This is a genomic window from Arthrobacter sp. SLBN-112 (genome assembly GCF_030944625.1).
Classification (GTDB): domain Bacteria; phylum Actinomycetota; class Actinomycetes; order Actinomycetales; family Micrococcaceae; genus Arthrobacter.
This window is the reverse complement of record NZ_JAUSXY010000001.1, coordinates 4300764-4320876: the sequence shown is the minus strand read 5'-3', so window position 1 is coordinate 4320876 and position 20113 is coordinate 4300764. Positions and strand designations below refer to the sequence as shown.

17 protein-coding genes and 1 tRNA gene are annotated in these 20113 nt (G+C 67.1%); 11 read left to right on the top strand and 7 right to left on the bottom strand.

The window, feature by feature from the left end:
* The first annotated feature begins 182 nt into the window (after positions 1-182).
* From QF050_RS20000 to QF050_RS19980, 5 genes are all read left to right on the top strand, one after another.
* Positions 183-683, top strand: a complete 501-nt coding sequence (locus QF050_RS20000; protein WP_308932006.1) for an HNH endonuclease — start codon at positions 183-185, stop codon at positions 681-683.
* 43 nt (positions 684-726) lie between these two features.
* Positions 727-1734 carry an NTP transferase domain-containing protein gene (locus tag QF050_RS19995; RefSeq protein ID WP_308932005.1) on the top strand — a complete coding sequence of 336 codons (1008 nt, stop codon included), beginning with the start codon at positions 727-729 and terminating at the stop codon, positions 1732-1734.
* Positions 1731-3188: a molybdopterin molybdotransferase MoeA gene (locus tag QF050_RS19990; RefSeq protein ID WP_308932004.1), complete on the top strand. Its 1458-nt coding sequence runs from the start codon at positions 1731-1733 to the stop codon at positions 3186-3188. The genes QF050_RS19995 and QF050_RS19990 overlap by 4 nt, the downstream gene beginning before the upstream one ends.
* A gap of 50 nt (positions 3189-3238) precedes the next feature.
* Positions 3239-4117, top strand: a complete 879-nt coding sequence (fdhD, locus tag QF050_RS19985) for a formate dehydrogenase accessory sulfurtransferase FdhD (RefSeq protein ID WP_308932003.1) — start codon at positions 3239-3241, stop codon at positions 4115-4117.
* Between the two features lie 106 nt (positions 4118-4223).
* Entirely contained in the window at positions 4224-7256 is a 3033-nt protein-coding gene (locus QF050_RS19980; RefSeq protein WP_308932002.1) for a glycoside hydrolase family 38 C-terminal domain-containing protein, read from the top strand.
* A 210-nt stretch (positions 7257-7466) separates the two neighbouring features.
* Here QF050_RS19980 and QF050_RS19975 read toward each other — a convergent pair whose 3' ends face one another.
* A complete protein-coding gene (locus QF050_RS19975) occupies positions 7467-8201 on the bottom strand; it encodes a hypothetical protein (RefSeq protein WP_308932224.1) in 735 nt (244 codons plus the stop codon).
* On the bottom strand, positions 8198-8929 hold the full coding sequence (locus QF050_RS19970) for a hypothetical protein (protein WP_308932001.1): 732 nt from the start codon (positions 8927-8929) through the stop codon (positions 8198-8200). Before QF050_RS19970 ends, QF050_RS19975 begins: the two co-directional genes overlap by 4 nt.
* Positions 8930-9182: 253 nt before the next feature.
* Between QF050_RS19970 and QF050_RS19965 the strand changes: the two genes are divergently transcribed.
* Complete coding sequence (locus QF050_RS19965; RefSeq protein WP_308932000.1) at positions 9183-10850, top strand: ABC-F family ATP-binding cassette domain-containing protein; 1668 nt, start codon at positions 9183-9185, stop codon at positions 10848-10850.
* Positions 10847-12760: an ABC transporter ATP-binding protein gene (locus tag QF050_RS19960; RefSeq protein ID WP_308931999.1), complete on the top strand. Its 1914-nt coding sequence runs from the start codon at positions 10847-10849 to the stop codon at positions 12758-12760. Before QF050_RS19965 ends, QF050_RS19960 begins: the two co-directional genes overlap by 4 nt.
* On the opposite strand, the gene QF050_RS19955 is transcribed toward QF050_RS19960, so the two are convergent.
* The 3 genes from QF050_RS19955 to QF050_RS19945 all read right to left on the bottom strand — a co-directional run bounded on the left by QF050_RS19955 (position 12757) and on the right by QF050_RS19945 (position 13732).
* Positions 12757-13176, bottom strand: coding sequence for an NUDIX domain-containing protein (locus QF050_RS19955; RefSeq protein WP_308931998.1), 420 nt, complete (start codon positions 13174-13176; stop codon positions 12757-12759). The two genes, QF050_RS19960 and QF050_RS19955, sit on opposite strands and share 4 nt — an antisense overlap.
* Positions 13173-13658, bottom strand: coding sequence for a DUF6314 family protein (locus QF050_RS19950; RefSeq protein WP_308931997.1), 486 nt, complete (start codon positions 13656-13658; stop codon positions 13173-13175). The genes QF050_RS19955 and QF050_RS19950 overlap by 4 nt, the downstream gene beginning before the upstream one ends.
* 1 nt (position 13659) lies before the next feature.
* A tRNA-Arg gene (locus QF050_RS19945) sits at positions 13660-13732 on the bottom strand.
* Between the two features lie 82 nt (positions 13733-13814).
* Here QF050_RS19945 and QF050_RS19940 point away from each other — a divergent pair.
* Positions 13815-14585, top strand: a complete 771-nt coding sequence (locus tag QF050_RS19940) for a DUF998 domain-containing protein (RefSeq protein ID WP_308931996.1) — start codon at positions 13815-13817, stop codon at positions 14583-14585.
* Here QF050_RS19940 and QF050_RS19935 read toward each other — a convergent pair.
* Entirely contained in the window at positions 14582-15208 is a 627-nt protein-coding gene (locus tag QF050_RS19935; RefSeq protein WP_308931995.1) for a hypothetical protein, read from the bottom strand. The genes QF050_RS19940 and QF050_RS19935 overlap by 4 nt on opposite strands.
* A gap of 32 nt (positions 15209-15240) precedes the next feature.
* On the opposite strand from QF050_RS19935, the gene QF050_RS19930 reads away from it, so the two are divergent.
* Positions 15241-16071, top strand: coding sequence for an inositol monophosphatase family protein (locus tag QF050_RS19930; RefSeq protein WP_308931994.1), 831 nt, complete (start codon positions 15241-15243; stop codon positions 16069-16071).
* 83 nt (positions 16072-16154) lie between these two features.
* Positions 16155-18641: a DNA helicase PcrA gene (gene pcrA, locus QF050_RS19925; RefSeq protein WP_374121584.1), complete on the top strand. Its 2487-nt coding sequence runs from the start codon at positions 16155-16157 to the stop codon at positions 18639-18641.
* 46 nt (positions 18642-18687) lie between these two features.
* Here pcrA and QF050_RS19920 read toward each other — a convergent pair whose 3' ends face one another.
* Positions 18688-19284 (bottom strand): TetR family transcriptional regulator, encoded by a 597-nt coding sequence (locus QF050_RS19920; RefSeq protein ID WP_308931992.1) that lies wholly within the window; start codon positions 19282-19284, stop codon positions 18688-18690.
* A gap of 106 nt (positions 19285-19390) precedes the next feature.
* On the opposite strand from QF050_RS19920, the gene QF050_RS19915 reads away from it, so the two are divergent.
* Entirely contained in the window at positions 19391-20068 is a 678-nt protein-coding gene (locus tag QF050_RS19915) for an NAD(P)-binding domain-containing protein (RefSeq protein WP_308931991.1), read from the top strand.
* The last annotated feature ends 45 nt before the right edge of the window (positions 20069-20113 follow it).

Below are 20113 nucleotides of genomic sequence, written 5' to 3'. Positions count from 1 at the left end.
AACGCCAGCCATTGCGCTGCATCGCAACTCTCGCCATGGCCGGCGCACAGGCCTCCTCGTGTGCCGATTACCTGATATTGCATTTCTCTGTTTACTCTTGTGATGTCGATCCATAGCCCGGACATGCCGAGGGCAGCCGGCCCTCGTGCCCCTGACGGGTGCGGCCGTGAAGAGGTACGTGCATGCGCACTCTCGTTCTGAATGCTGGATATGAACCGCTGGCGGTTATCACCTTCCGTCGGGCGCTGGTGCTCGTGCTGACAGGCAAGGCGAGCGTGGTGGCCGAGGGGGATGATCCCGTGGTGGGCCCCACTGACGTCCTGGGCCGCCCATCCGTGATCCTCCTGAACCGGTACATCCGCCCCCGGTATAACCATTCAACGGCCGTCAGCCGCCGGGGCGTGCTCCGGCGTGACGGTCACAAGTGCGCGTATTGCGGAAAGGCAGCGCACACAATCGACCATGTCCATCCAAAATCGCGGGGCGGGGCCGATTCCTGGGAGAACCTGGTGGCTGCCTGCCTGCGGTGCAACAACCTCAAGGGCGACCACACCCCCGGTGAGATGGGCTGGACCCTGCGCTTTGTGCCCGAGCCGCCGCACGGAACCATCTGGCAGATCAAGGAATTGGAGAAGCCAACCCCGGCCTGGGACCCCTTCCTGCTTCCGGAGCGCGCTGCCTGACCATCGTGCGCCCGGGGCGGTTGCTGTTCGTTAGGCTGGGGTAGTGCAAGCGGCCCCTTTGATCTTTGACGCCCTGATCCTGGCGGGAGGGCGGTCATCACGCTTGGGTGGCGTACCCAAGCAATCGCTGGTTCTCGGGGGAAAAACCCTTCTGGAGCGGACCCTCGACGCGGCCGCCGGTGCCCGCCGCACCGTGGTGGTCGGTGATGTTGGCTCCCTCCGCGATCACCCGTCCTCCGCATCGACCGCCGGTGCCCCGCCCACCCACTCCCTGCCGCCCGGCGTCCTGACCTGCCGGGAGGAACCCGCGTTCGCCGGTCCCGCGGCCGGGATCTCAGCCGGCCTTGCTGCCCTTGCCGAACATGGGGGAGGCGCCCCCTTTACCTTGGTGCTGGCCTGCGATATGCCGCTGGCATCCGAGGCGGTGGCGGTGCTGCGGGACGCGGTGGTTGCTGCTGCCGATGGCCGGGGCGCCATGGCCTGCTCGACTGACGGCAGGGAACAGCAGCTGGCCGCCATTTATAACACGAGCGAGTTAAAACAGTCATGCGAGGAATTGGCTGGGCGGAATGCTTTAGTGAACGGTTCCGTAAGGGCCCTCCTTGCTAATCTGGACGTGCAGCTTGTCACAGTCCCCGCCGGGTCCACTGCCGATGTGGATACTTGGGGTGACGCTGCCGCGCTGGGGATCGCCGCCGGGAGCCAGCGTGAAGACCAAGACCAAAGCGTGCGGAGCCAACGTGGGAGGCAAGTCGTGAAAAGCCAGGACGAAACGCTGGAGGAATGGTGCAGGGCCCTGCTCCAGGCGTACAAGCTTGAGGACGTCCAGGTAGACGTGAACGCAGTGCTGGCCCTTGCCGGCGTCGCCGCCCACGCCGTTGTCCGGCCGGCTGCTCCACTTACCACCTTCATCGCAGGCTTTGCCGCGGGCCTGGCCGCCGCACCCGGCAGGGAGATGGACAGCGCCTCCATGGACGCGGCAATGGCCGTGGCACGTTCCCTGGCCGCCGACTACGACAATGAAGCTGCCGCCGGGACCCCCGGCGAATGACGGCAGAACCCCGCGACTGGCCGGAGGTTCCACCCGCTGACGGGCAGGAAGTGCCACAGGGGACAACTGGGCAGGAATCAGCCGGGCCGGGAACAACAGTGCCGGACGCGGCCGAAACCGGCCACGGGCATCACCTGGCGCACACCTGGGAAGAAGCCAGGCAGGCCGCGTTCGATGCAGCCACCCCGATTCCGCCAGGGCCGGTGCCCTTGCGCATGGCCCTCGGCCGCAGGCTCGACCAGGACATCCTCGCGCTCCAGGACATGCCGCACTATGCCTCTTCAGCCATGGACGGTTGGGCGGTTAACGGCAGCGGCCCTTGGATTCCAGTGGACCCGGGCATCCGCCTGGCCCCGCACCAGGCAAGCGTCATCGTCACGGGAGGCCTGATTCCGGCGGGGGGCAAGGCGGTCCTGAGGACCGAGAACGCTGTCCTGGCCAAGGATGATGAAGGACTCCCGCTGCTGATGACCGGTGGAAAAGCACGCCCCGGCGAACCCCGCGCCGGCGAGCACATCAGGAAAGCGGGCGAGGAGGCCCTGGCAGGGGACGTCCTGGTCAAGGCCGGCGTTGACCTCAACCCTGCACACCTGGCACTGGCCGCAGTGGCCGGCTACGACGAACTCCAGGTCCAGGGAAAGCCCGTAGTGCGCCTGGTCCTGACAGGCTCCGAGGTGGTGGAAAAAGGCACTCCGGATCCCGGCCAGGTGCGCGATACCTTCGGCCCGCAGTTGCAGGACGTTGTAGCCATGCTGGGCGGCATACCGGGCGGTCAGCAGCGGATCGGGGACTCCTACGAAGAGTGGCTTGCGGCGCTCGAAGATGTCGTGCCGGAGGTACCGGACGCGCCGGACCTGCCGGCCGACGTCGTAATCACCACCGGAGGGACCGGGCGCTCCGGAACGGACCACTTCCGGCGGGCGGTTGCTGAACTGGGCGGCCGGCTGGTCATTGACGGCGTGGCCATGCGTCCGGGGCACCCCGCCGTCCTCGCCGAACTGCCGGACGGCCGCTTCGTCCTGGGCCTCCCGGGCAACCCGCTCGCGGCCATGATGGCACTCTCCACCGTGGGCGCCCCGCTCCTTGCCGCGCTGGGCCACACCGTCATGCCCTCCGTGCAGGAGGTGCCGTGCGGCACCATGATCGAGCCGGATCCCGGTCGCACCCGGCTGATGCCGTTCCGGTTGCTGTATGGCATGGCATCGCCCGCCCAGCACACGGGACCCGGCATGATGCGGGGGCTGGCTGCCGCCGACGGGGTGCTGGTGGTACCTCCGCACGGCGTGCAGCTGGGGGAGTCGGTACCGGCTTTCGCGCTGCCCTGGGGCCCGACTATCCCGTCGCCTGGTGGCGCGGCGGCCAAAGCCAAGCCCCGGAGCACCGGACGGACCGGACAGACCAAGGGCAAGCCTGTACCCAGCGGCCCCGTGGACTGGAGTGCGCTCCTGGGCTGAGTCGGGCCCCGATAGTGCCATGATGGAGTCATGACGAGGCAGGCTGGAATATGGGACGCGTAACGCAGCGCCGAAAGGTGCACAAGTACGTTCTGGACGGTTCGCCGAGCGCCCTGGAGTACCCGGTCCGCCACCGCGAAGACGTCCTTGCGGTGGAGGAGCCGCTGGAAATCCGGCTCGGCAGGCTGTCCTTCTCGGTGACCATGCGGACACCCGGGGACGATTTCGACCTGGTGGCCGGATTCCTGGTGTCCGAAGGCGTCATCTGGTCCGCGGAACAACTGGTGTCCCTGCGCTTCTGTGCCGGCGAGGACGAGGACGGCGTCCAGACGTTTAACGTTGTGGAGGCCCAGCTGCGGCCGGATGTCAAGGTTCCGGACACCGGGCGGAACGTCTACACGTCCAGCTCCTGCGGCATCTGCGGAACAGACTCCATTGATGCGGTCCAAAAGTCCTCGCACTTCAGCCCGCAGGCGGATCCGCTGACAGTAGATGCGGCAGTCCTGGCATCCCTGCCCGGACTGCTGCGGAAATCGCAGCGCCTCTTTGACGATACCGGCGGAGTCCATGCGGCGGGCCTTTTCAGGATTGGGGACGACGGCGAGCCGCGGCTCCTGTGCTTGCGCGAGGACGTGGGCCGGCACAACGCGGTGGACAAGGTGGTGGGGTGGGCGTTGCGCGAAGGCCTCCTGCCGCTGAGCGGCACCGTCCTGCAGGTGTCCGGCAGGGCGTCCTTCGAGCTGGTGCAGAAGGCATCCCTCGCGGGTATTCCCGTCCTGGCAGCCGTCAGCGCCCCGTCGAGCCTTGCCGTGGAGCTGGCCGAGGCCAACGGGCTGACCGTGGCAGGCTTCAGCCGGGGCACGAGCTTCAACGTCTACTCCGGCGATTCCCGGATCCTGCGGCCGGAAGCTGCCGTCCCCCGTGCCTAGGGGGGACAACTCCCTCCTTGAGGGGTTGGTTGCGGGCAAGCCAGCAGGTAGATTTGTCCATCGAATGGACACGATGATCCAGTTTCAAACTTAAAGAGGGCCCATATTGCATGACGACCGCAGGATCACGGAAGTCCGCCTGGCAAGGTTTGTGCGCGAGCGCATCACCCCAGCCGTCTACACCAGGACGGTCCCGCTTGCCCTGAGCAGCTGGGAGGTCCCCGGCGAACCGGTCCCCGCCCTGGAGGCGATGCGGCAGCAGTTCCAGCCGCAGGAACACGCCGCGCCGTGGGGCAGGCCGTGGGGGACCACGTGGCTGCGGCTGCAAGGAGAGGTACCGGAATCGTGGGGCGGCGGCCCTGACACCGCCCTGGAAGTGGTGGTGGACCTCGGGTTCACCACGGAGGCGCCCGGGTTCCAGTGCGAGGGACTCGCCTGGCGTTCAGACGGATCCATCATCAAAGCGATCTCACCCCGCAACCAATACATCCCGCTGAAGCTCCTGGGCAGCGGCCTGGCAGTGGATTTCTACGTGGAGGCGGCCGCGAACCCGGACATGGCGCAGGGCTGGACCTTCGCGGCCACCCCGCTGGGCGACAAAGCAACCGCCGGGGGAGCGCCGCAGTACCGGCTCGGGACCATTGCCATCGCTGAACTGAACCAGTGCGTGTGGGAACTCCAGCAGGACATCTGGACCCTGGCCGGCCTGATGGAGCAGCTGCCCTTGGAACTGCCCCGCCGCCACGAGATCCTCCGGGCGCTGGAACGCATGATGGACGTGATGGACCCGGACGACGTCGCCGGGACGGCGTCGGCAGGGCGTGAAGCGCTCGCCGACGTCCTGCGCCGGCCGGCGTACGCGTCTGCCCACCAGCTGGTTGCCACGGGGCATGCCCATATTGACTCCGCCTGGCTATGGCCGGTCCGGGAGACCGTCCGCAAATGCGCCAGGACGTTCTCCAACGTGGTGGCCCTGATGGACGAAGACCCGGACTTCGTCTTCTCCTGTTCCTCGGCCCAGCAGCTGGCGTGGATCAAGGAATACTACCCGGAGTTGTTCGGACGGATCCGCGAGAAGGTGCGTGCCGGCCAGTTCGTTCCGGTCGGCGGCATGTGGGTGGAATCCGATACCAACATGCCGGGCGGCGAAGCCATGGCCAGGCAGTTCGTGGAAGGCAAGGGCTTCTTCCTCTCGGAGTTCGGCATCGAGTGCAGGGAGGCCTGGCTGCCGGACTCGTTCGGGTACAGCGCGGCGCTTCCCCAGATCGTCAAAGCGGCAGGCAGCCGCTGGTTCCTCACGCAGAAGATCTCCTGGAACCAGACAAACAGGATGCCCCACCATACCTTCAATTGGGAGGGCATCGACGGCACCCGGCTTTTCACCCACTTCCCCCCGGTGGACACGTACAACTCGGACCTCAGCGGCCGCGACCTGGCCCACGCCGAGCGCAACTACCGGGACCATGGACGCGGCACCGTGTCACTGGTGCCGTTTGGCTTTGGCGACGGCGGTGGCGGTCCCACGCGGGAGATGCTGGCGGCCGCTGCCCGCACCCGGGACCTGGAAGGATCCCCCAAGGTGCGGGTCGGGTCCGCGGAGAGCTTCTTCCGGCAGGCCGAGGACGACTACCAGGCGTTGCCCGTCTGGGTGGGCGAAATGTACCTGGAGCTGCACCGCGGCACCTACACCAGCCAAGCGCGGACCAAGAAAGGCAATCGCCGCAGCGAGCACCTGCTGCGTGAGGCGGAGCTGTGGTGCGCCACGGCTTGCATCCGTACCGGCGGTGATTACAAGTACCCCGCCGTGGAACTCCAGCGGCTCTGGCAATTGGTGCTGCTGCAGCAGTTCCACGACATCCTGCCAGGCAGCTCCATTGCCTGGGTGCACCAGGACGCCGAGCGGAACTACCAGGCCATCGAAACCGCCCTTGAAGCGATCATTGGCCAGGCGGCATCAGCCATGCTGGGCCAGGGCGAACGGCAGTTCCTGCTCAATGCGGCCCCGCATTCGCGGCAGGGTGTTCCGGCGCTGGCCGCAGCCGAGCCCGTCGCCGCGCCGGAAGCCGTGCAGGCCACCGAGGACGGCGACTGCTGCATCCTGGACAACGGCATCATCCGCGCCGTGGTGGACGCGGACGGACTTCTGGTTTCCCTGCGCGACCATGCCACCGGCCGCGAAGCAATCGCCCCCGGCCAGCGCGGCAACCTGCTGGAGCTGCACCGGGACACGCCCAACGAGTGGGATGCCTGGGACATCGACGAGTTCTACCGGCGCAACGTCACCCCACTGCTCCACGCGGAATCGGTCCGTCTGGCCAGTGAAGGAGGGAACGCCGTCGTGGTCGTGGAGCGGCTGGCTGGTACCTCGCCGCTCACGCAACGCATCACACTCGCGCCCGGAAGTCCCTCATTGGAAATTACCACCACTGTGGACTGGCAGGAGCGCGAAAAGCTGCTCAAACTGGGCTTCGCCCTGGATGTGAGGGCCGACCGGTCGGCGGCGGAAACCCAGTTTGGCCATGTCTTCCGCCCCACCCACACCAACACCTCCTGGGAGGCGGCGAAGTTCGAAATCTGCGCCCACCGGTGGATCCACGTGGGCGAACCCGGCTATGGCGTGGCTGTTTCCAACTCCTCCACGTACGGCCACGATGTGGGCAGGAGCGTCAGGGAATCCGACGGCGGAACCACCACGACGGTGCGTTTGTCCCTGTTGCGGGCACCCAAGTTCCCCGACCCCGACGCCGACCGCGGCCGCCACGAAATGACCGTGGCCATCCGCCCGGGCGCGGGCATCGCCGACGCCATCGAGCAAGGGTACCGGACCAACCTGGCGCCCCGGCTGGTGCGCGGCGCGGCACCGGTGGAGCCGCTGTTCACCGTCAGCAATCCGGCAGTGGTGGTCGAGGCGGTCAAGTTTGCGCAGGACGGTTCCGGTGACGTGGTGGTGCGGCTTTACGAGTCCCTGGGACAGCGCTCCGCCGGGCGGATCGCCGCCAACTTCCCCATCCGGGGAGTCGTGTCCACAGATCTCCTGGAGCGGGCGGCCGAGGCGCCTGGAGTTGTGCCTGGCGAAAGCGGGGCCGGGCTCAGTCTCCGGCCCTTCCAGCTGGTCACCCTGCGCTTCGCCCGGCAGTAGCGTTTGCAAGGGCAGGCACACGGCCCTTAAACAGGCTGAGTGGGGGCGGTCCCCAACGATCCGCCACCACTCATCCCCCCAATGTGTGCAAAGGCATCCGGGACGGCCGGCGATTCAGAATTTATCCCCGTTCAAAAACGCTTGGCCTGCCCACCTTCACACATTCATGATTGTGTCACACACTAATGATTTTGTGAAAGTGGAAGAAGGTTACGTTTCGGTAGATGTCTTCCGGGCCCTCATCTGGCCGTTGACCACCCTGGCCGTCCAGATCAGGGCAAGCCCGAAGACGTAGCAGAGTATTGCGGAGTAATTGATGATGAATTCCACGGCATTCAGTGCCGGCGGGATCAAAGGAAAGAGCAGCGTCAGGGCAACGGCTGCACCGCCCAGGGCCAGCAGCGCGGCGGCTATCCGCACCAGGACGGGCAGGCGTTCCTGCACTGCGCGCACCATGGGCGGCACAAGGGCCAGTGCAACGAACGCCGGGTACGCCCGGCCGGCGGCGCCGTAGTACTCGACGAGCGCGTAGTGGCGTCCATCCTTGGCGGAAATGGCCATCAACCCGGCGGAGGAGCCCGCAGTGTCCATCAGCAGGAACAGCGCAACCATCACAGCCGAGATGGTGAGCAGGACCATGACCCCGGTTTTGCCCGTGATCAGCCGGTAGGCGCCGTCCGCGCCGAAGCCCCTGGAGACGCGGACGCCCAGGAAGAAAATGGCGCCGAAGACGACGAAGCGAAGCAACAGATTGGCCAGGTTGATCCCGCCCATGGCCTGGTCGATGACCAGGTAGGGGCCCTGGATGCTCAGCAGGATGGCAAGCGTCATCAACGCGAAGATGCCGAACAGGGAGCGGTTTTCGCCGCGGAGGGCGCTGGGAATGCGCGCTGCCGCGACAAGTCCGCAAATGGCCAGCGTGCTCCACTGGAGGGTCTCGATCATCCCAGGTTCTCCCATATTTTTTCCGTTTGCGCCTGGTCCTGTTCATGCCGGCGCAGCACTTTGCCCAGAGCCTGCAGCCTGTCTCCCGCGAGCACGGTGAGTTCTCCGTCGGAGAGGCTGTCCAGGGCGGCCTGCCGGGCCCCCGCCGGCCAGCCGGCCTCCTCCTCGGTGACGAGTCCCGTTACCACCAGGCCGCCCACCGGGCCCACTCCTGCAGCCACGGCGGTGGCCATGGCGAGTTCGGGGGAAAGCCGGTTGGCGGTCAGCTGGGCGGAATAGTTTTGCGGAGCAACCCCGGTGCTGGCCGATACCCGCTGCCGGACCTCGCCGTCGTCGATCGCATCAACCCAGTTCTTTACCGACGTGGCGTGCGGGGCAGGGCCAAGGACAGGTGTGGAAGCTCCCTGGTCCGGGCCCATTGCGGAGCGTGCCAAAAGGGCCCGGAGGAGGTCGGCCGTGGAAATCTGGCTTACCAGCTCACACTTGGTGGGCGGGCGTGGCGGACCCGCGAGGACACTGTAGTCGTCGAAGCCGGCGAGCGAAGCGACCGGATTGGCGTGGTAGGCGCGGCTGATGCTGACCACCGTGTTGACTGCCACCTTTCCCCGGACCAGCTGCTGGGCAAGCGTGGTGCGCTTGATCCCGGAAACCCGGCAGACGTCCGCAGTGCTGGCATCGGGGGCGATGCTTTGCAGCCAGCGTTGAAACGCCTTGGCGGGAATGGTCATGAAAAGCCCTCTGCCGAACGGGTGGTGGTGTGGATAACTTTACCGTGCCGGCCGGTGCGCAACCGTGCCGCGGATTTTGCCCGCGCCCCACATTCATCTATAGTTGATGGTCGAGCCCGTTGGTCCGTACACCCCCCAAGTCCGGACCAGCGGGTTCTTTTATGTCCTGCAGCCCCAGCGGCGCCGCGGCCCCGTAACCGCTCCTGCGCCGGCCGCAAATCCGCTGCCCGGGCAGCGGCGAAAGGACGAATCAATGACTGCAACCCTCGTTGCCAAGGACGTCTCCGGCGGCCACGGCCACCGTGTGCTCTTCTCCGGGCTTTCGCTGACGGTAGCCCCCGGCGACGTCGTCGGCGTGGTGGGAGCGAACGGCGCCGGAAAGTCCACGCTGTTGCGCCTCCTCGCCGGCGTGGACCAACCCCAGGGCGGTTCCGTGAGCCTTGCACCGGCGGACGCCTTCATTGGCTGGCTGCCGCAGGAGCACGAACGCATCTCCGGCGAAACCGTGGCCGGTTACATTGCCCGCCGGACCGGCTGCGCGGAAGCCACCCTGCAGATGGAAACCACCGCGGAAGCCCTGGGTTCCGGCGCACCCGGCGCGGATGATGCCTACTCCCGGGCGTTCGACCGCTGGATGGCTTCCGGCGCCGCGGACCTCGATGACCGCATCCCCTCTGTGCTGGCGGACCTCGGGCTGGACGCTGGCCCGGATGCGCTGATGACCGGCCTGTCCGGCGGCCAGGCCGCCCGGGTTGCCTTGGCAGCCTTGCTGCTGAGCCGATTCGACGTGGTGCTGCTCGATGAGCCCACGAACGATCTGGACCTCGCCGGCTTGGCAACGCTGGAGAACTTTGTCCAGGGGCTCCGTGGGGGCGTGGTGCTGGTCAGCCACGACCGCGAGTTCCTGGCCCGCTGCGTGACGCGGGTGGTTGAGCTGGACCTGGCCCAGAACAGCGTGGCCGTTTACGACGGCGGCTACGACGCCTTCCTCGAGGAACGCGCGGTGGCGCGCCGGCACGCCCGCGAGAAGTACGAGGAGTTTGCGGCCACCAAGGCAGACCTGGTGTCCAGGGCACGGACCCAGCGGGAGTGGAGCTCCCAGGGCGTCCGGAACGCCATGAAGAAGAATCCGGACAACGACAAGATCCGGCGCGCCGCCAGCACCGAGTCTTCGGAGAAGCAGGCGCAGAAGGTCCGCCAAATGGAATCCCGCATCGCCAGGCTGGACGCGGTGGAGGAGCCACGCAAGGAATGGCAACTCCAGTTCAGCATCGGCCAGGCACCCCGCTCCAGCGCCGTCGTCGCCACCCTGCGCGACGTGGTCGCCCGCCAAGGTGACTTCACCCTGGGGCCGGTTAACCTCCAGCTCAACGGCGGGGAACGCATCGGGATCACCGGGCCCAACGGTGCCGGAAAATCGACCCTGCTGCGCCTGTTGCTGGGCACCCAGGAACCGGACGACGGCGAGGCCTCCATGGGTGCCTCCGTCGCCGTCGGCGAAATCGACCAGGCCCGCGGGCTGCTGGACGGCGCCCGGCCGCTGGGCGACGCCGTCGAAGCGGTGCTGGCTGACTGGACCGGCGCCGACGTCCGCACGCTGCTGGCCAAGTTCGGGCTCAAGGCGGACCATACCTCCCGGACCGTGGATTCCCTGTCGCCGGGGGAGCGGACCCGGGCCGCACTGGCATTGCTCCAGGCCCGCGGGGTAAACCTGCTGGTGCTGGACGAACCCACCAACCACCTCGACCTGCCCGCCATTGAGCAGCTGGAAGAGGCCCTGGAAAGCTACGACGGCGCGCTGTTGCTGGTCACCCACGACCGCAGGCTGCTCGAAAATGTTCGACTCGACTCACGGTGGCACCTGGAAGACGGAACGGTCCAGGAACTCCACCACACTGCAAGCCAGGAGAAGCAACCATGAGCATGGACCGCGTGGCGTGGAGCTCGCTCTACAACATCAGCACCGCCAAGAGCGGCTCGAAGCCGTTCTCCAAGGAAACCCTGAAGCGGGTGCTGGCCTTTGCCGTCCCGCACAAGGGCAAGCTCATCGCCTTCGTGCTCTCCTCCATCGCTGCTGCCTTTTTGGCCGTGGCCACGCCGGTGCTCGCCGGCCAGGTGGTTGACGCGATCATCGCCAAGGCCAGTGCAGACACGGTGATCTGGCTGGCGGTGCTGATCGCGATCGTGGCCGTCGGTGAGGCCGGGGTGGGGCTGGTGACCCGCTGGCTGTCCTCCACCATCGGCGAAGGCGTCATCGTGGACCTGCGCACCCGGGTGTTCGACCACGTACAGCGCATGCCCATTGCGTTCTTCACCCGGACCCGCACCGGGGCACTGGTCAGTAGGCTCAATAACGATGTCATCGGAGCGCAGTCCGCTTTCGCCGGAACCCTGTCCGGTGTGGTGAGCAACTCGGTGGCGCTGGCCCTGACACTGGCCGTGATGCTCCATACCTCCTGGCTGGTGACCGTGCTGGCCATGGTGCTGCTGCCGATCTTCCTTATCCCGGCCAGGCGAATGGGCTCCAAGCTGGCAGACCTGCGCCGCGAGGCCGCCGCGCACAACGCCGCCATGGGCACCCAGATGACCGAGCGGTTCTCTGCCCCGGGCGCCACCCTGGTCAAGCTGTTCGGCCGCCCGGATGAGGAATCCCGCGAATTCGCCGCCCGCGCCGGACGGGTCCGTGACATCGGCATCCGGATGGCCATGCTGCAGTTCACGTTCGTCACGGCACTGACCCTGGTGTCCGCCCTGGCGCTGGCGCTGGTGTACGGCCTGGGCGGCTGGCTTGCCCTCGGCGGCCAGCTTGCACCCGGTGACGTGGTGGTCCTGGCACTGCTCCTGACCCGGCTCTACGCACCGCTCACGGCGTTATCCAATGCCCGGGTGGAAGTCATGAGCGCCCTGGTCAGCTTTGAACGCGTCTTCGAAATCCTGGACCTGGAACCCTTGATCCAGCAGAAGCCGGACGCCGTGCCGGTGCCCGCCGGGCCGGTGTCGGTCGAATTCGACAACGTCCGCTTCGCCTACCCCTCGGCGGACAAGGTCTCATTGGCGTCGCTGGAGGAAGTCTCCACGCTGGACACCCGCGGCGGCGAGGAAGTGCTGCACGGCATCAGCTTCCGCGTGGACCCGGGCCAGACAGTGGCGCTGGTGGGCTCTTCCGGGGCGGGCAAGTCCACCATTGCCCAGCTGCTGTCACGGCTGTACGACGTCGACTCCGGCGCGGTGCGGCTGGGCGGCGCCATGCCGGGCGCCGGGCTGGACGTGCGGGACGCTACGTTCGATTCGCTGCGCGACACCCTGGGCATGGTGACCCAGGACGGGCACCTGTTCCACGAATCCATCGCCTCCAACCTGCGGCTGGCCCGCCCGGACGCCACGGAGGAGGACATGTGGGACGTGCTCCGGCAGGCACGGCTGGAGACCATGATCCGGTCCCTGCCGGATGGACTGGACACCGTGGTGGGGGAGCGCGGCTACCGGCTCTCCGGCGGTGAGCGCCAGCGGCTGACCATCGCGCGGCTGCTGATCGCCCAGCCGCGGGTGGTCATCCTGGACGAGGCCACGGCCGCGCTGGACTCTACGAACGAAGCCGCCGTCCAGGCGGCCCTGGGCGCCGCGCTCGAGGGCCGGACCGCCGTCGTGATTGCCCACCGGCTTTCCACCGTACGTGCCGCCGATGCCATCCTGGTGGTGGAAGGCGGGCAGATCGTCGAACGGGGAACCCATACCGAACTGCTGGCCGCGGGCGGCCGCTACTCGGAGCTTTACCGGACGCAGTTCGCGGAGGCCACCGCGGTGGCGGAGGAAGCCGTCCCCGAGTTCTAGCGGGGTGGCCGCGCGGCCAGCACGGGCAGGATGTGGTCCGTGAGCAGCGGTGCGAGGTCGCCGGGCAGCGGTACGCCGTCCGTCCCGGCATAGTCCAGCCAGCGGATCTCGGCGATCTCGGCGGCCGGGTTGGCCTGCCAGGTGCCCGGCGCGAGGAAGACGGTGGCCTCGATGTCGGTGGCGGCCTCGTTGGCGGCATCGGCCACCCAGACCCCCATCAGTTCCAGCTCCTGCGGACGGAGGATGATGCCCACCTCTTCGGCCAGCTCGCGGGCGGCGGCCTGGACGGCAGTTTCGCCCGGCTCCGGTTTGCCGCCGGGGTGCATGAACATGGCCGTGCCGCGTTTACGGACTGTCAGGAGCCGCCCGGCGTCATCGAACACGCAGACGGCAGAGACCACAATGCGATCCTTCACGGTGCCTCCCGGACCAGGTGTGAGACCAGCAGCAGGTCCTTGCGGGGGCCGGTCACGTCCCAGCTGTAGCTGAAGCTGTCAGGGCTCAGGCAGGTGTACGACACGCGGTAGGTATCGGGGTCGCACCAGTGCGCGTCCAGGCTGGAGTCCGGGGTGAAGCTCATCCGGTGGAACGGCCGGCCGTCGGGGAAGAACACATCCAGGGCGTCCGGCCGCGTGGACGCTTTCAACACATACTCCCGTGAGGCGGGGCCGGTGAAAGCAGGCCAGCGCATGGTGCCGTCCTCACGAAGGGCAAGGCCGTCGTCGTCCGTGGGGGTGAAGAGCACGACGCCGGTAAAGGTTCCGCGGGTGCCGTCCGACCTGTCCAGCAGGTCACGCTCCACCCGCCAGCGTCCCGGCTGCTCCGGGGCGGCGGGACTGCCCGCCGGGCTGCCCAGGAGGTAGGCGCGAAGGCGGGACTGCGGGGAACGGTGGTTCAAGTGCCCTCGATTGGAATCGAACCAACGACACCGGCTTTAGGAGAGCCGTGCTCTATCCACTGAGCTACGAGGGCGGGCATTCGGCAACCGGCAGGGCCGGTCCGTCCGAACACGGTTACAAGCATACAAGGTGCCGGGCCGTACTACGCTCAAAGCATGAGTCCAGCCCCGACTGCCGCTCCCGCTGCCGCCTACCGGCCGGACACTGCGTCCACCCGGCACTACATCGGCGCCTGGTCTGTGCTGAGCGTGCTGCAGTACTTCCTCGCTGAGGCGGTGGTGGCGATCGCGTGGGCCGGTCCGCGTCCGTACGACCTCCGGACCGGTTACATCAGCGACCTTGGTGCCCTGCATTGCGGGGTCCATGCCGGGCGCCAGGTGTGCTCGCCGCTGAACTGGCTGATGAACGCCTCGTTCGTGCTCCAGGGCCTTGGGCTGCTGCTGGGTGCGGTGCTGCTGACCTCGGGGCTGCTGTGCGTCGCCGCACGGCATGGTGCCAGGGTTGACCGCACGCACCGGAAACCGTTGCTGGCGGCGACAGCGGTCCGCTTGCTTACCGGAGCTGCCGGCGTTGGAACCATGGTGGTGGGCCTGGTCCCCGAAGACGTGGGTTCCCCTTGGCACTACGCCGGCGCCATCACGTACTTCATCTCCGGCGGGGCGGCCCTGCTGGTGCTGGGTTTCCTCTGGCTTCGGCAGACCGGGATGGCGTGGTTCATCCTGATGTGCGGCGGCGTCTCACTGGCGGCCACCGCCACCGGTGGGCTCACCCGCTTGATGGTTCCCGAGCCCGGCACGCTGGAGCGGCTGATGGGTTATCCGGTAACAGTGGGCATGGCCGCGGCCGGGCTGGTCATTGCGCAACGGGTACACCGGCGGCGCAAGGAACGGCGGGCAGCGGCGCGCGCCCGGGCAACAGCTGCCTAACGCTCTTTCCGTTCCCGTTGGTTGACGAATACTGCTGCGGCCCCGGCCAGCAGGCTCAGCACCAAAAGTACCCACCCTGCAATGGTGAGGCCGGATGCCAAGGCAACCTGGCCGGCGTCGGGACCTGCCGTGCCCATCATGGCGTCAATGGCCACGTTGCCGCAGAGGCGGACCACCACAAAGAGCATGGGCAACGCCCACAGCGCCCAGCGCAGCGCTTTCCGTGCAACATTGGTGCCGATGAGCAGCAGCCACGTGAAGCCGAAGATCAGAGGGAAGAGCGTCCCGGCGGTCTTGTGGACGTAGCTCAGCTGGCCCAGGGCGTCACTGTCCATCTGCCCCTGCAGCCGTCCGATGTAGCCGGCGTCGAAGCCGCCCACCAGCGAATCCGGCATGGCCATGCCTTTGGTGAGCTGCGTGAGCTGGTCCAGGGTCAGCAGGTGCAGGTACCAGAACAGGAACAGGCTGGCCACCACACCGGCGATGACAATGAGGGTGCTGTTGCCTTGCGCCTTTTCCGGCGTACGCTCCGTGGTGGGGTTGACCACCGGCGGCAGGTGGTGCTGCGGCACAACCGCGTTGGTGCCGTGCTTCTTGATCCGCTGGGCAGGGGTTTTGGCCATGGCACCATTATCCCGCCCCATAAACTGAAGCCATGACCACCGGCCGACACAGCGCAGCTGTTCTTGACCCTTCCCTGGACGACTACGAACTGGCGGCGGCGCTGGTCCGCGAAGCCGGACAGCTGGCGCTCCTTATGCGCATGGCCGGCCTGGAGTCGGAACAAAAGACGTCCGTCTCGGACGTGGTGACCGCTGCGGACCACGCCGCCGAGGCCTACGTGCTGGAACAGCTGCAGCGCTGCCGGCCGGAGGACGGCATCCTGGGCGAGGAAGGTGCCTCCGTCCAGGGAACCAGCGGCCGGACCTGGGTGATCGACCCCGTGGACGGCACCTACAACTTCTTCCACGGCTCCACCTACTGGTGCTCGGCCATCGCCCTCAAGGATTCCGTCGACGTGCTGCTCGGTGCCGTCTTCCAGCCTGAGGAGGACAAACTCTGGCTCGGCGGCCGGGACCGGGCCGCCACCCGCAACGGCGAACCGCTCACGGTCTTCTCCGACGACGGCGGCAGGCGGAACGCCACCCCGGTGGCCGAACTTGGCGCCGCCACCTACATCCACCCCACGTGGCTGATGGATCCCATGTGTGCCATGCCATGGCACGCGGCAGCGACGTCCGCGGCGTCCCTTCGCATGCTGGGCTCGGGTTCCTGCGACCTGGGCCGCGTGGCGGACGGCCAGCTGGGGTGCTGGTTCCAGCACAGCTGCCCTGAATGGGACTGGTTGCCGGGCAAGGCGATTGTCCGTGCGGCAGGGGGCGCCGTGGACACCGTCCGGATCAACGGCCTGGAGTGGTTCCTGGCTGGAGGAACGACGGCGGTGCGCCAGTTGCGCGCGGCCCTTCAGTCAGGCTCGGTGGCCTAGGCATCACCGGGGTACACAGCCCGTAATCCACAGCCTGGAAGGCGTTGTCGGTCCCACCGCCTAGACTTGTAGGCACCATGGATATGTTGTTTGACCCATACTCTGACGGACCGTTCAAGGCCGCTCCTTCCACCACCGCCCGCACCAAGTCGCCCTCCGAAGGCGCCGTTGCGGCCCCCGGGGGCGGGGGAGGCGTGCGCGCAGGGCGGGCACCTGAAGGGCATTCCCGGGGCCACCGCCCGGATGCTGCCGCGTTGCTGGAGGGGTTGAACCCGCAGCAGGAAGAGGCGGTCAAGCATGCAGGCCCGGCGCTGCTGATCGTCGCCGGTGCAGGCTCCGGCAAGACCCGCGTGCTTAGTAACCGGATCGCGTACCTGATCGCCACCGGCCGTGCCCACCACGGCGAGATCCTGGCCATCACCTTCACCAACAAGGCGGCCGCGGAAATGCGGGAGCGGATCGAAGCGCTGGTCGGCGGACGCGCAAAGATCATGTGGATCTCCACGTTCCACTCGTCCTGCGTGCGCATCCTGCGGCAGGAGGCGGCCAACGTCGGGCTGAAATCAAACTTCTCCATTTACGACTCCGCCGACTCCCTGCGGCTGGTCACCCAGGTCTCCAAGGCCCTGGACCTGGATCCCAAGAAGTTTGCGCCCAAGGCCATCCAGCACAAGATCTCCGCGTTGAAGAACGAACTGATCGACGCCGACTCCTTTGCTTCGGCGGCCAACTACAACGATCCGTTCGAACACGCCGTCGCGGACGTCTACAAGGGCTACACGCAGCGCCTGCGCCAGGCCAACGCCATGGACTTTGACGACCTCATCGCCGAGACCGTCTACATGTTCCGGGCCTTCCCCGCCCTGGCCGAGTCCTACCGCCGCCGGTTCCGCCACGTCCTGGTGGACGAATACCAGGACACCAACCACGCCCAGTACGCGCTGGTGCGCGAAATTGTGGGCGAAGGGCCGGGCGCCTCGGAACTGACCGTGGTGGGCGATTCCGATCAGTCCATCTACGCCTTCCGCGGCGCTGACATCCGCAACATCGTGGAATTCGAAAAGGACTACCCGGAAGCCCGGACCATCAAGCTGGAGCAAAACTACCGCTCCACGCAAAATATCCTGAGCGCTGCCAACTCGGTGATCTCGCGCAACCCCAACCGGCCGGAAAAGCGGCTCTGGACGGCCGAGGGCGAAGGCCACAAAATCATCGGTTACGTGGGCGAGAACGAGCACGACGAAGCGCAGTTCATCGCCAAGGAGATCGATCGGCTGCAGGACGAGGACAACCTGCGCCCGGGCGACGTCGCCATCTTCTACCGCACCAACGCCCAGTCCCGCTCCATTGAGGACGTCCTGGTGCGCGTGGGCCTGCCCTACAAGGTGGTGGGCGGCACGCGCTTCTACGAACGCAAGGAAATCAAGGACGCCCTGGCCTACTTGCGGGTCCTGGTGAACCCGGACGACGACGTCAACCTCCGACGGGTGCTGAACGAGCCCAAACGCGGCATCGGTGACCGTGCCGAGGGCGCTGTGGCGGCTTTGGCCGAGCGGGAGCGGACGTCCTTCATGGCTGCCGCCCGGCGGGCTGACCAGGCACCCGGCATGGCCACCCGGTCAGTCAACGCCGTCCTGGGCTTTGTGAAGATGCTGGACGACCTCGCCGAGGTGGCTGCGGGGTCCGGCGCCGCCGCAGCACTCGAAGCTGTCCTGGAACAGACCGGATACCTGGCCTCCCTGCGTTCCAGCACCGATCCCCAGGACGAATCCCGGGTGGAAAACCTGGCCGAACTTGTTGCCGTGGTCCGCGAATACGAGCAGGAGAATCCTGAGGGCAGCCTGGCCGCGTTCCTGGAGCAGGTGTCCCTGGTGGCCGATGCCGACCAGATCCCGGACGCCCCCGGTGCGGACATCGATGCCGCGGTGGCCGAGGCCAAGCGGCTCGGCGTGGTCACGCTGATGACCCTGCACACGGCCAAGGGCCTGGAATTCCCGGTGGTGTTCCTCACGGGCATGGAACACGGATTGTTCCCGCACCAGCGATCCGCCACCGATCCCAAAGAACTGGCAGAGGAACGCCGGCTGGCCTATGTGGGTCTCACCCGTGCCCGCAAGCGGCTGTACGTGACCCGCTCCGAGGTCCGCAGCATGTGGGGGCAGAGCCAATACAACCCCGCCAGCCAGTTCCTGGAGGAGATCCCCGCCGAGCTCCTGGAATGGAAGCGCGAAGGAACCGCCCGGCAGTCGTGGGCAGGCGGGGGCTCCATCGGGTCCGGCCGTTACAGTGGGTCCTTCTGGGGCGCCGGCACGTCCCGGGGTGCGGCGGCAGATTCTTCTGCCGGCTTCAATGCCGACGTTCCGGCCTTCCTGGCCAAGACCCGGGTACAGCCGCAGAAAGAAATCGTCGCCGTCAGCGTGGGCGACAAAGTCAACCACACAAGCTTCGGAAATGGCACGGTCCTGGCGCTCGAAGGAGCCGGGGACAAGACAGTTGCCAAGGTCAAGTTCGACGTCGGCGAGAAGCGCCTGCTGCTGCGCTACGCGCCGTTGACCAAGCTCGACGCCTAAGGCGCGGACGCACCGCCCGCGGCCGTGAACTCGGGCGGGTGCGGCCTCAGCTGCGTGCCGGACAGGACCCGGCCACCAGGCGGCGAGCCAGATCCACCGCACGCGACCCATAGGTGGCACCATCCAGGACCGCGGCCGTGGCGTATGCGCCGTTGAGGACAATGAGGAGTTCCTCGGCGAGCCGGTCCGGATCCTCGGCCCGTGCATCGGCCGCCAGGGTGAGGAACCAGTCGCGGACCTGCTGCTTGTGTGTGACGGCGGCCAGGTGGGCCGGGTGCGATCCCTCGGGGAACTCGGTGTTGGTGTTCAGCATGGGGCACCCCCGGTAGCTGCTCCCGGCGCAGTCGGTGGCCAGTACTTCGAACACGGCCAAGAGCTTGTCCTGCGGAGCCGCTTCCCCGCCCGCGGCATCACGCATGCGCTCGAACCAGGCGTCCGCCCTGCCCTGGACATAGGCGGTGGCTAAGGCGTCCTTAGTGGGAAACTGGCGGTATACGGTCGCGTTGCCCACCCCGCACTCTTTCACCACGTTGTCCATTCCCACGGCCCGTATGCCATGCCTGTAAAACAAGCGCGTGGCCACCTCAAGAACGTTGCGCCGGTTTTCCTCACCCGTCCTGCGCGCCACAACTCTCCTCCACATTGCTCCGATATCGACTGACCCAGTTTGACAGACGGAACGATCCGTCACAAACTTGGGAACGATCCGTCACATCGGGTTTGCGGACACGCATCACCAGGAGATCAGCATGAAGACAGCAGTACTTGGAACCGGAGTGGTTGGCCGGACCATCGCCGCCCGCCTCGCGGAGATCGGCCATTCCGTTGCCGTGGGCACCCGTGATCCTCAGGCCTCCTTGTCCCGGACCAGGGCAGGCGGCATGGGCAACCCGGCGTTCGCAACCTGGGCCGCAGAGAACCCGGCCATCACGGTGGCGCGGTTCTCCGACGCAGCCAAGGGCGCGGGGCTTATCGTCAACGCAACCAACGGCGGTGCATCCCTCGACGTGCTGGAGGAGGTCGGAGCGGCGAACCTCGAAGGCGCGGTGGTCCTGGACATCGCCAACCCGCTCGACTTCAGCAACGGCATGCCCCCAACCCTCTTCGTCAAGGACACGGACTCCCTGGCGGAGCAAATCCAACGGGCCTTCCCCGCAGCCCGCGTCGTCAAGGCACTCAACACCATGAACGCAGACCTGATGGCCCATCCGGGACTGCTGTCCGATCCCGGATCCGTGTTCGTTTCGGGCAACGACGCCGAGGCCAAGGCCATGGTCACCGGGATCCTGAAGGACTTCGGCCACCAGGACATCATCGATCTTGGTGACATCACCACGGCACGCGGCACCGAAATGCTGCTGCCTGTCTGGCTCCGCCTGTGGGGCGCGCTCGGAACCCCGGCCTTCAACTTCAAGATCGTACGCTGACCCGATCGGGCCAGGCCCTGCCGCAGCAAGGTTGGGCAACCCCAA

What these genes read in the sequence shown, in the direction of transcription:
- QF050_RS19970 (WP_308932001.1), bottom strand. Translation starts at nt 8,929, where the DNA reads ATGACCATTCCCGCCAAGGCGTTTCAACGCTGGCTGCAAAGCATCGCC.
- fdhD (WP_308932003.1), top strand. Translation starts at nt 3,239, where the DNA reads ATGGGACGCGTAACGCAGCGCCGAAAGGTGCACAAGTACGTTCTGGAC.
- QF050_RS19965 (WP_308932000.1), top strand. Translation starts at nt 9,183, where the DNA reads ATGACTGCAACCCTCGTTGCCAAGGACGTCTCCGGCGGCCACGGCCAC.
- QF050_RS19975 (WP_308932224.1), bottom strand. Translation starts at nt 8,201, where the DNA reads ATGATCGAGACCCTCCAGTGGAGCACGCTGGCCATTTGCGGACTTGTC.
- QF050_RS19935 (WP_308931995.1), bottom strand. Translation starts at nt 15,208, where the DNA reads ATGGCCAAAACCCCTGCCCAGCGGATCAAGAAGCACGGCACCAACGCG.
- QF050_RS20000 (WP_308932006.1), top strand. Translation starts at nt 183, where the DNA reads ATGCGCACTCTCGTTCTGAATGCTGGATATGAACCGCTGGCGGTTATC.
- pcrA (WP_374121584.1), top strand. Translation starts at nt 16,155, where the DNA reads ATGTTGTTTGACCCATACTCTGACGGACCGTTCAAGGCCGCTCCTTCC.
- QF050_RS19920 (WP_308931992.1), bottom strand. Translation starts at nt 19,284, where the DNA reads ATGTGGAGGAGAGTTGTGGCGCGCAGGACGGGTGAGGAAAACCGGCGC.
- QF050_RS19960 (WP_308931999.1), top strand. Translation starts at nt 10,847, where the DNA reads ATGAGCATGGACCGCGTGGCGTGGAGCTCGCTCTACAACATCAGCACC.
- QF050_RS19915 (WP_308931991.1), top strand. Translation starts at nt 19,391, where the DNA reads ATGAAGACAGCAGTACTTGGAACCGGAGTGGTTGGCCGGACCATCGCC.
- QF050_RS19990 (WP_308932004.1), top strand. Translation starts at nt 1,731, where the DNA reads ATGACGGCAGAACCCCGCGACTGGCCGGAGGTTCCACCCGCTGACGGG.
- QF050_RS19940 (WP_308931996.1), top strand. Translation starts at nt 13,815, where the DNA reads ATGAGTCCAGCCCCGACTGCCGCTCCCGCTGCCGCCTACCGGCCGGAC.
- QF050_RS19930 (WP_308931994.1), top strand. Translation starts at nt 15,241, where the DNA reads ATGACCACCGGCCGACACAGCGCAGCTGTTCTTGACCCTTCCCTGGAC.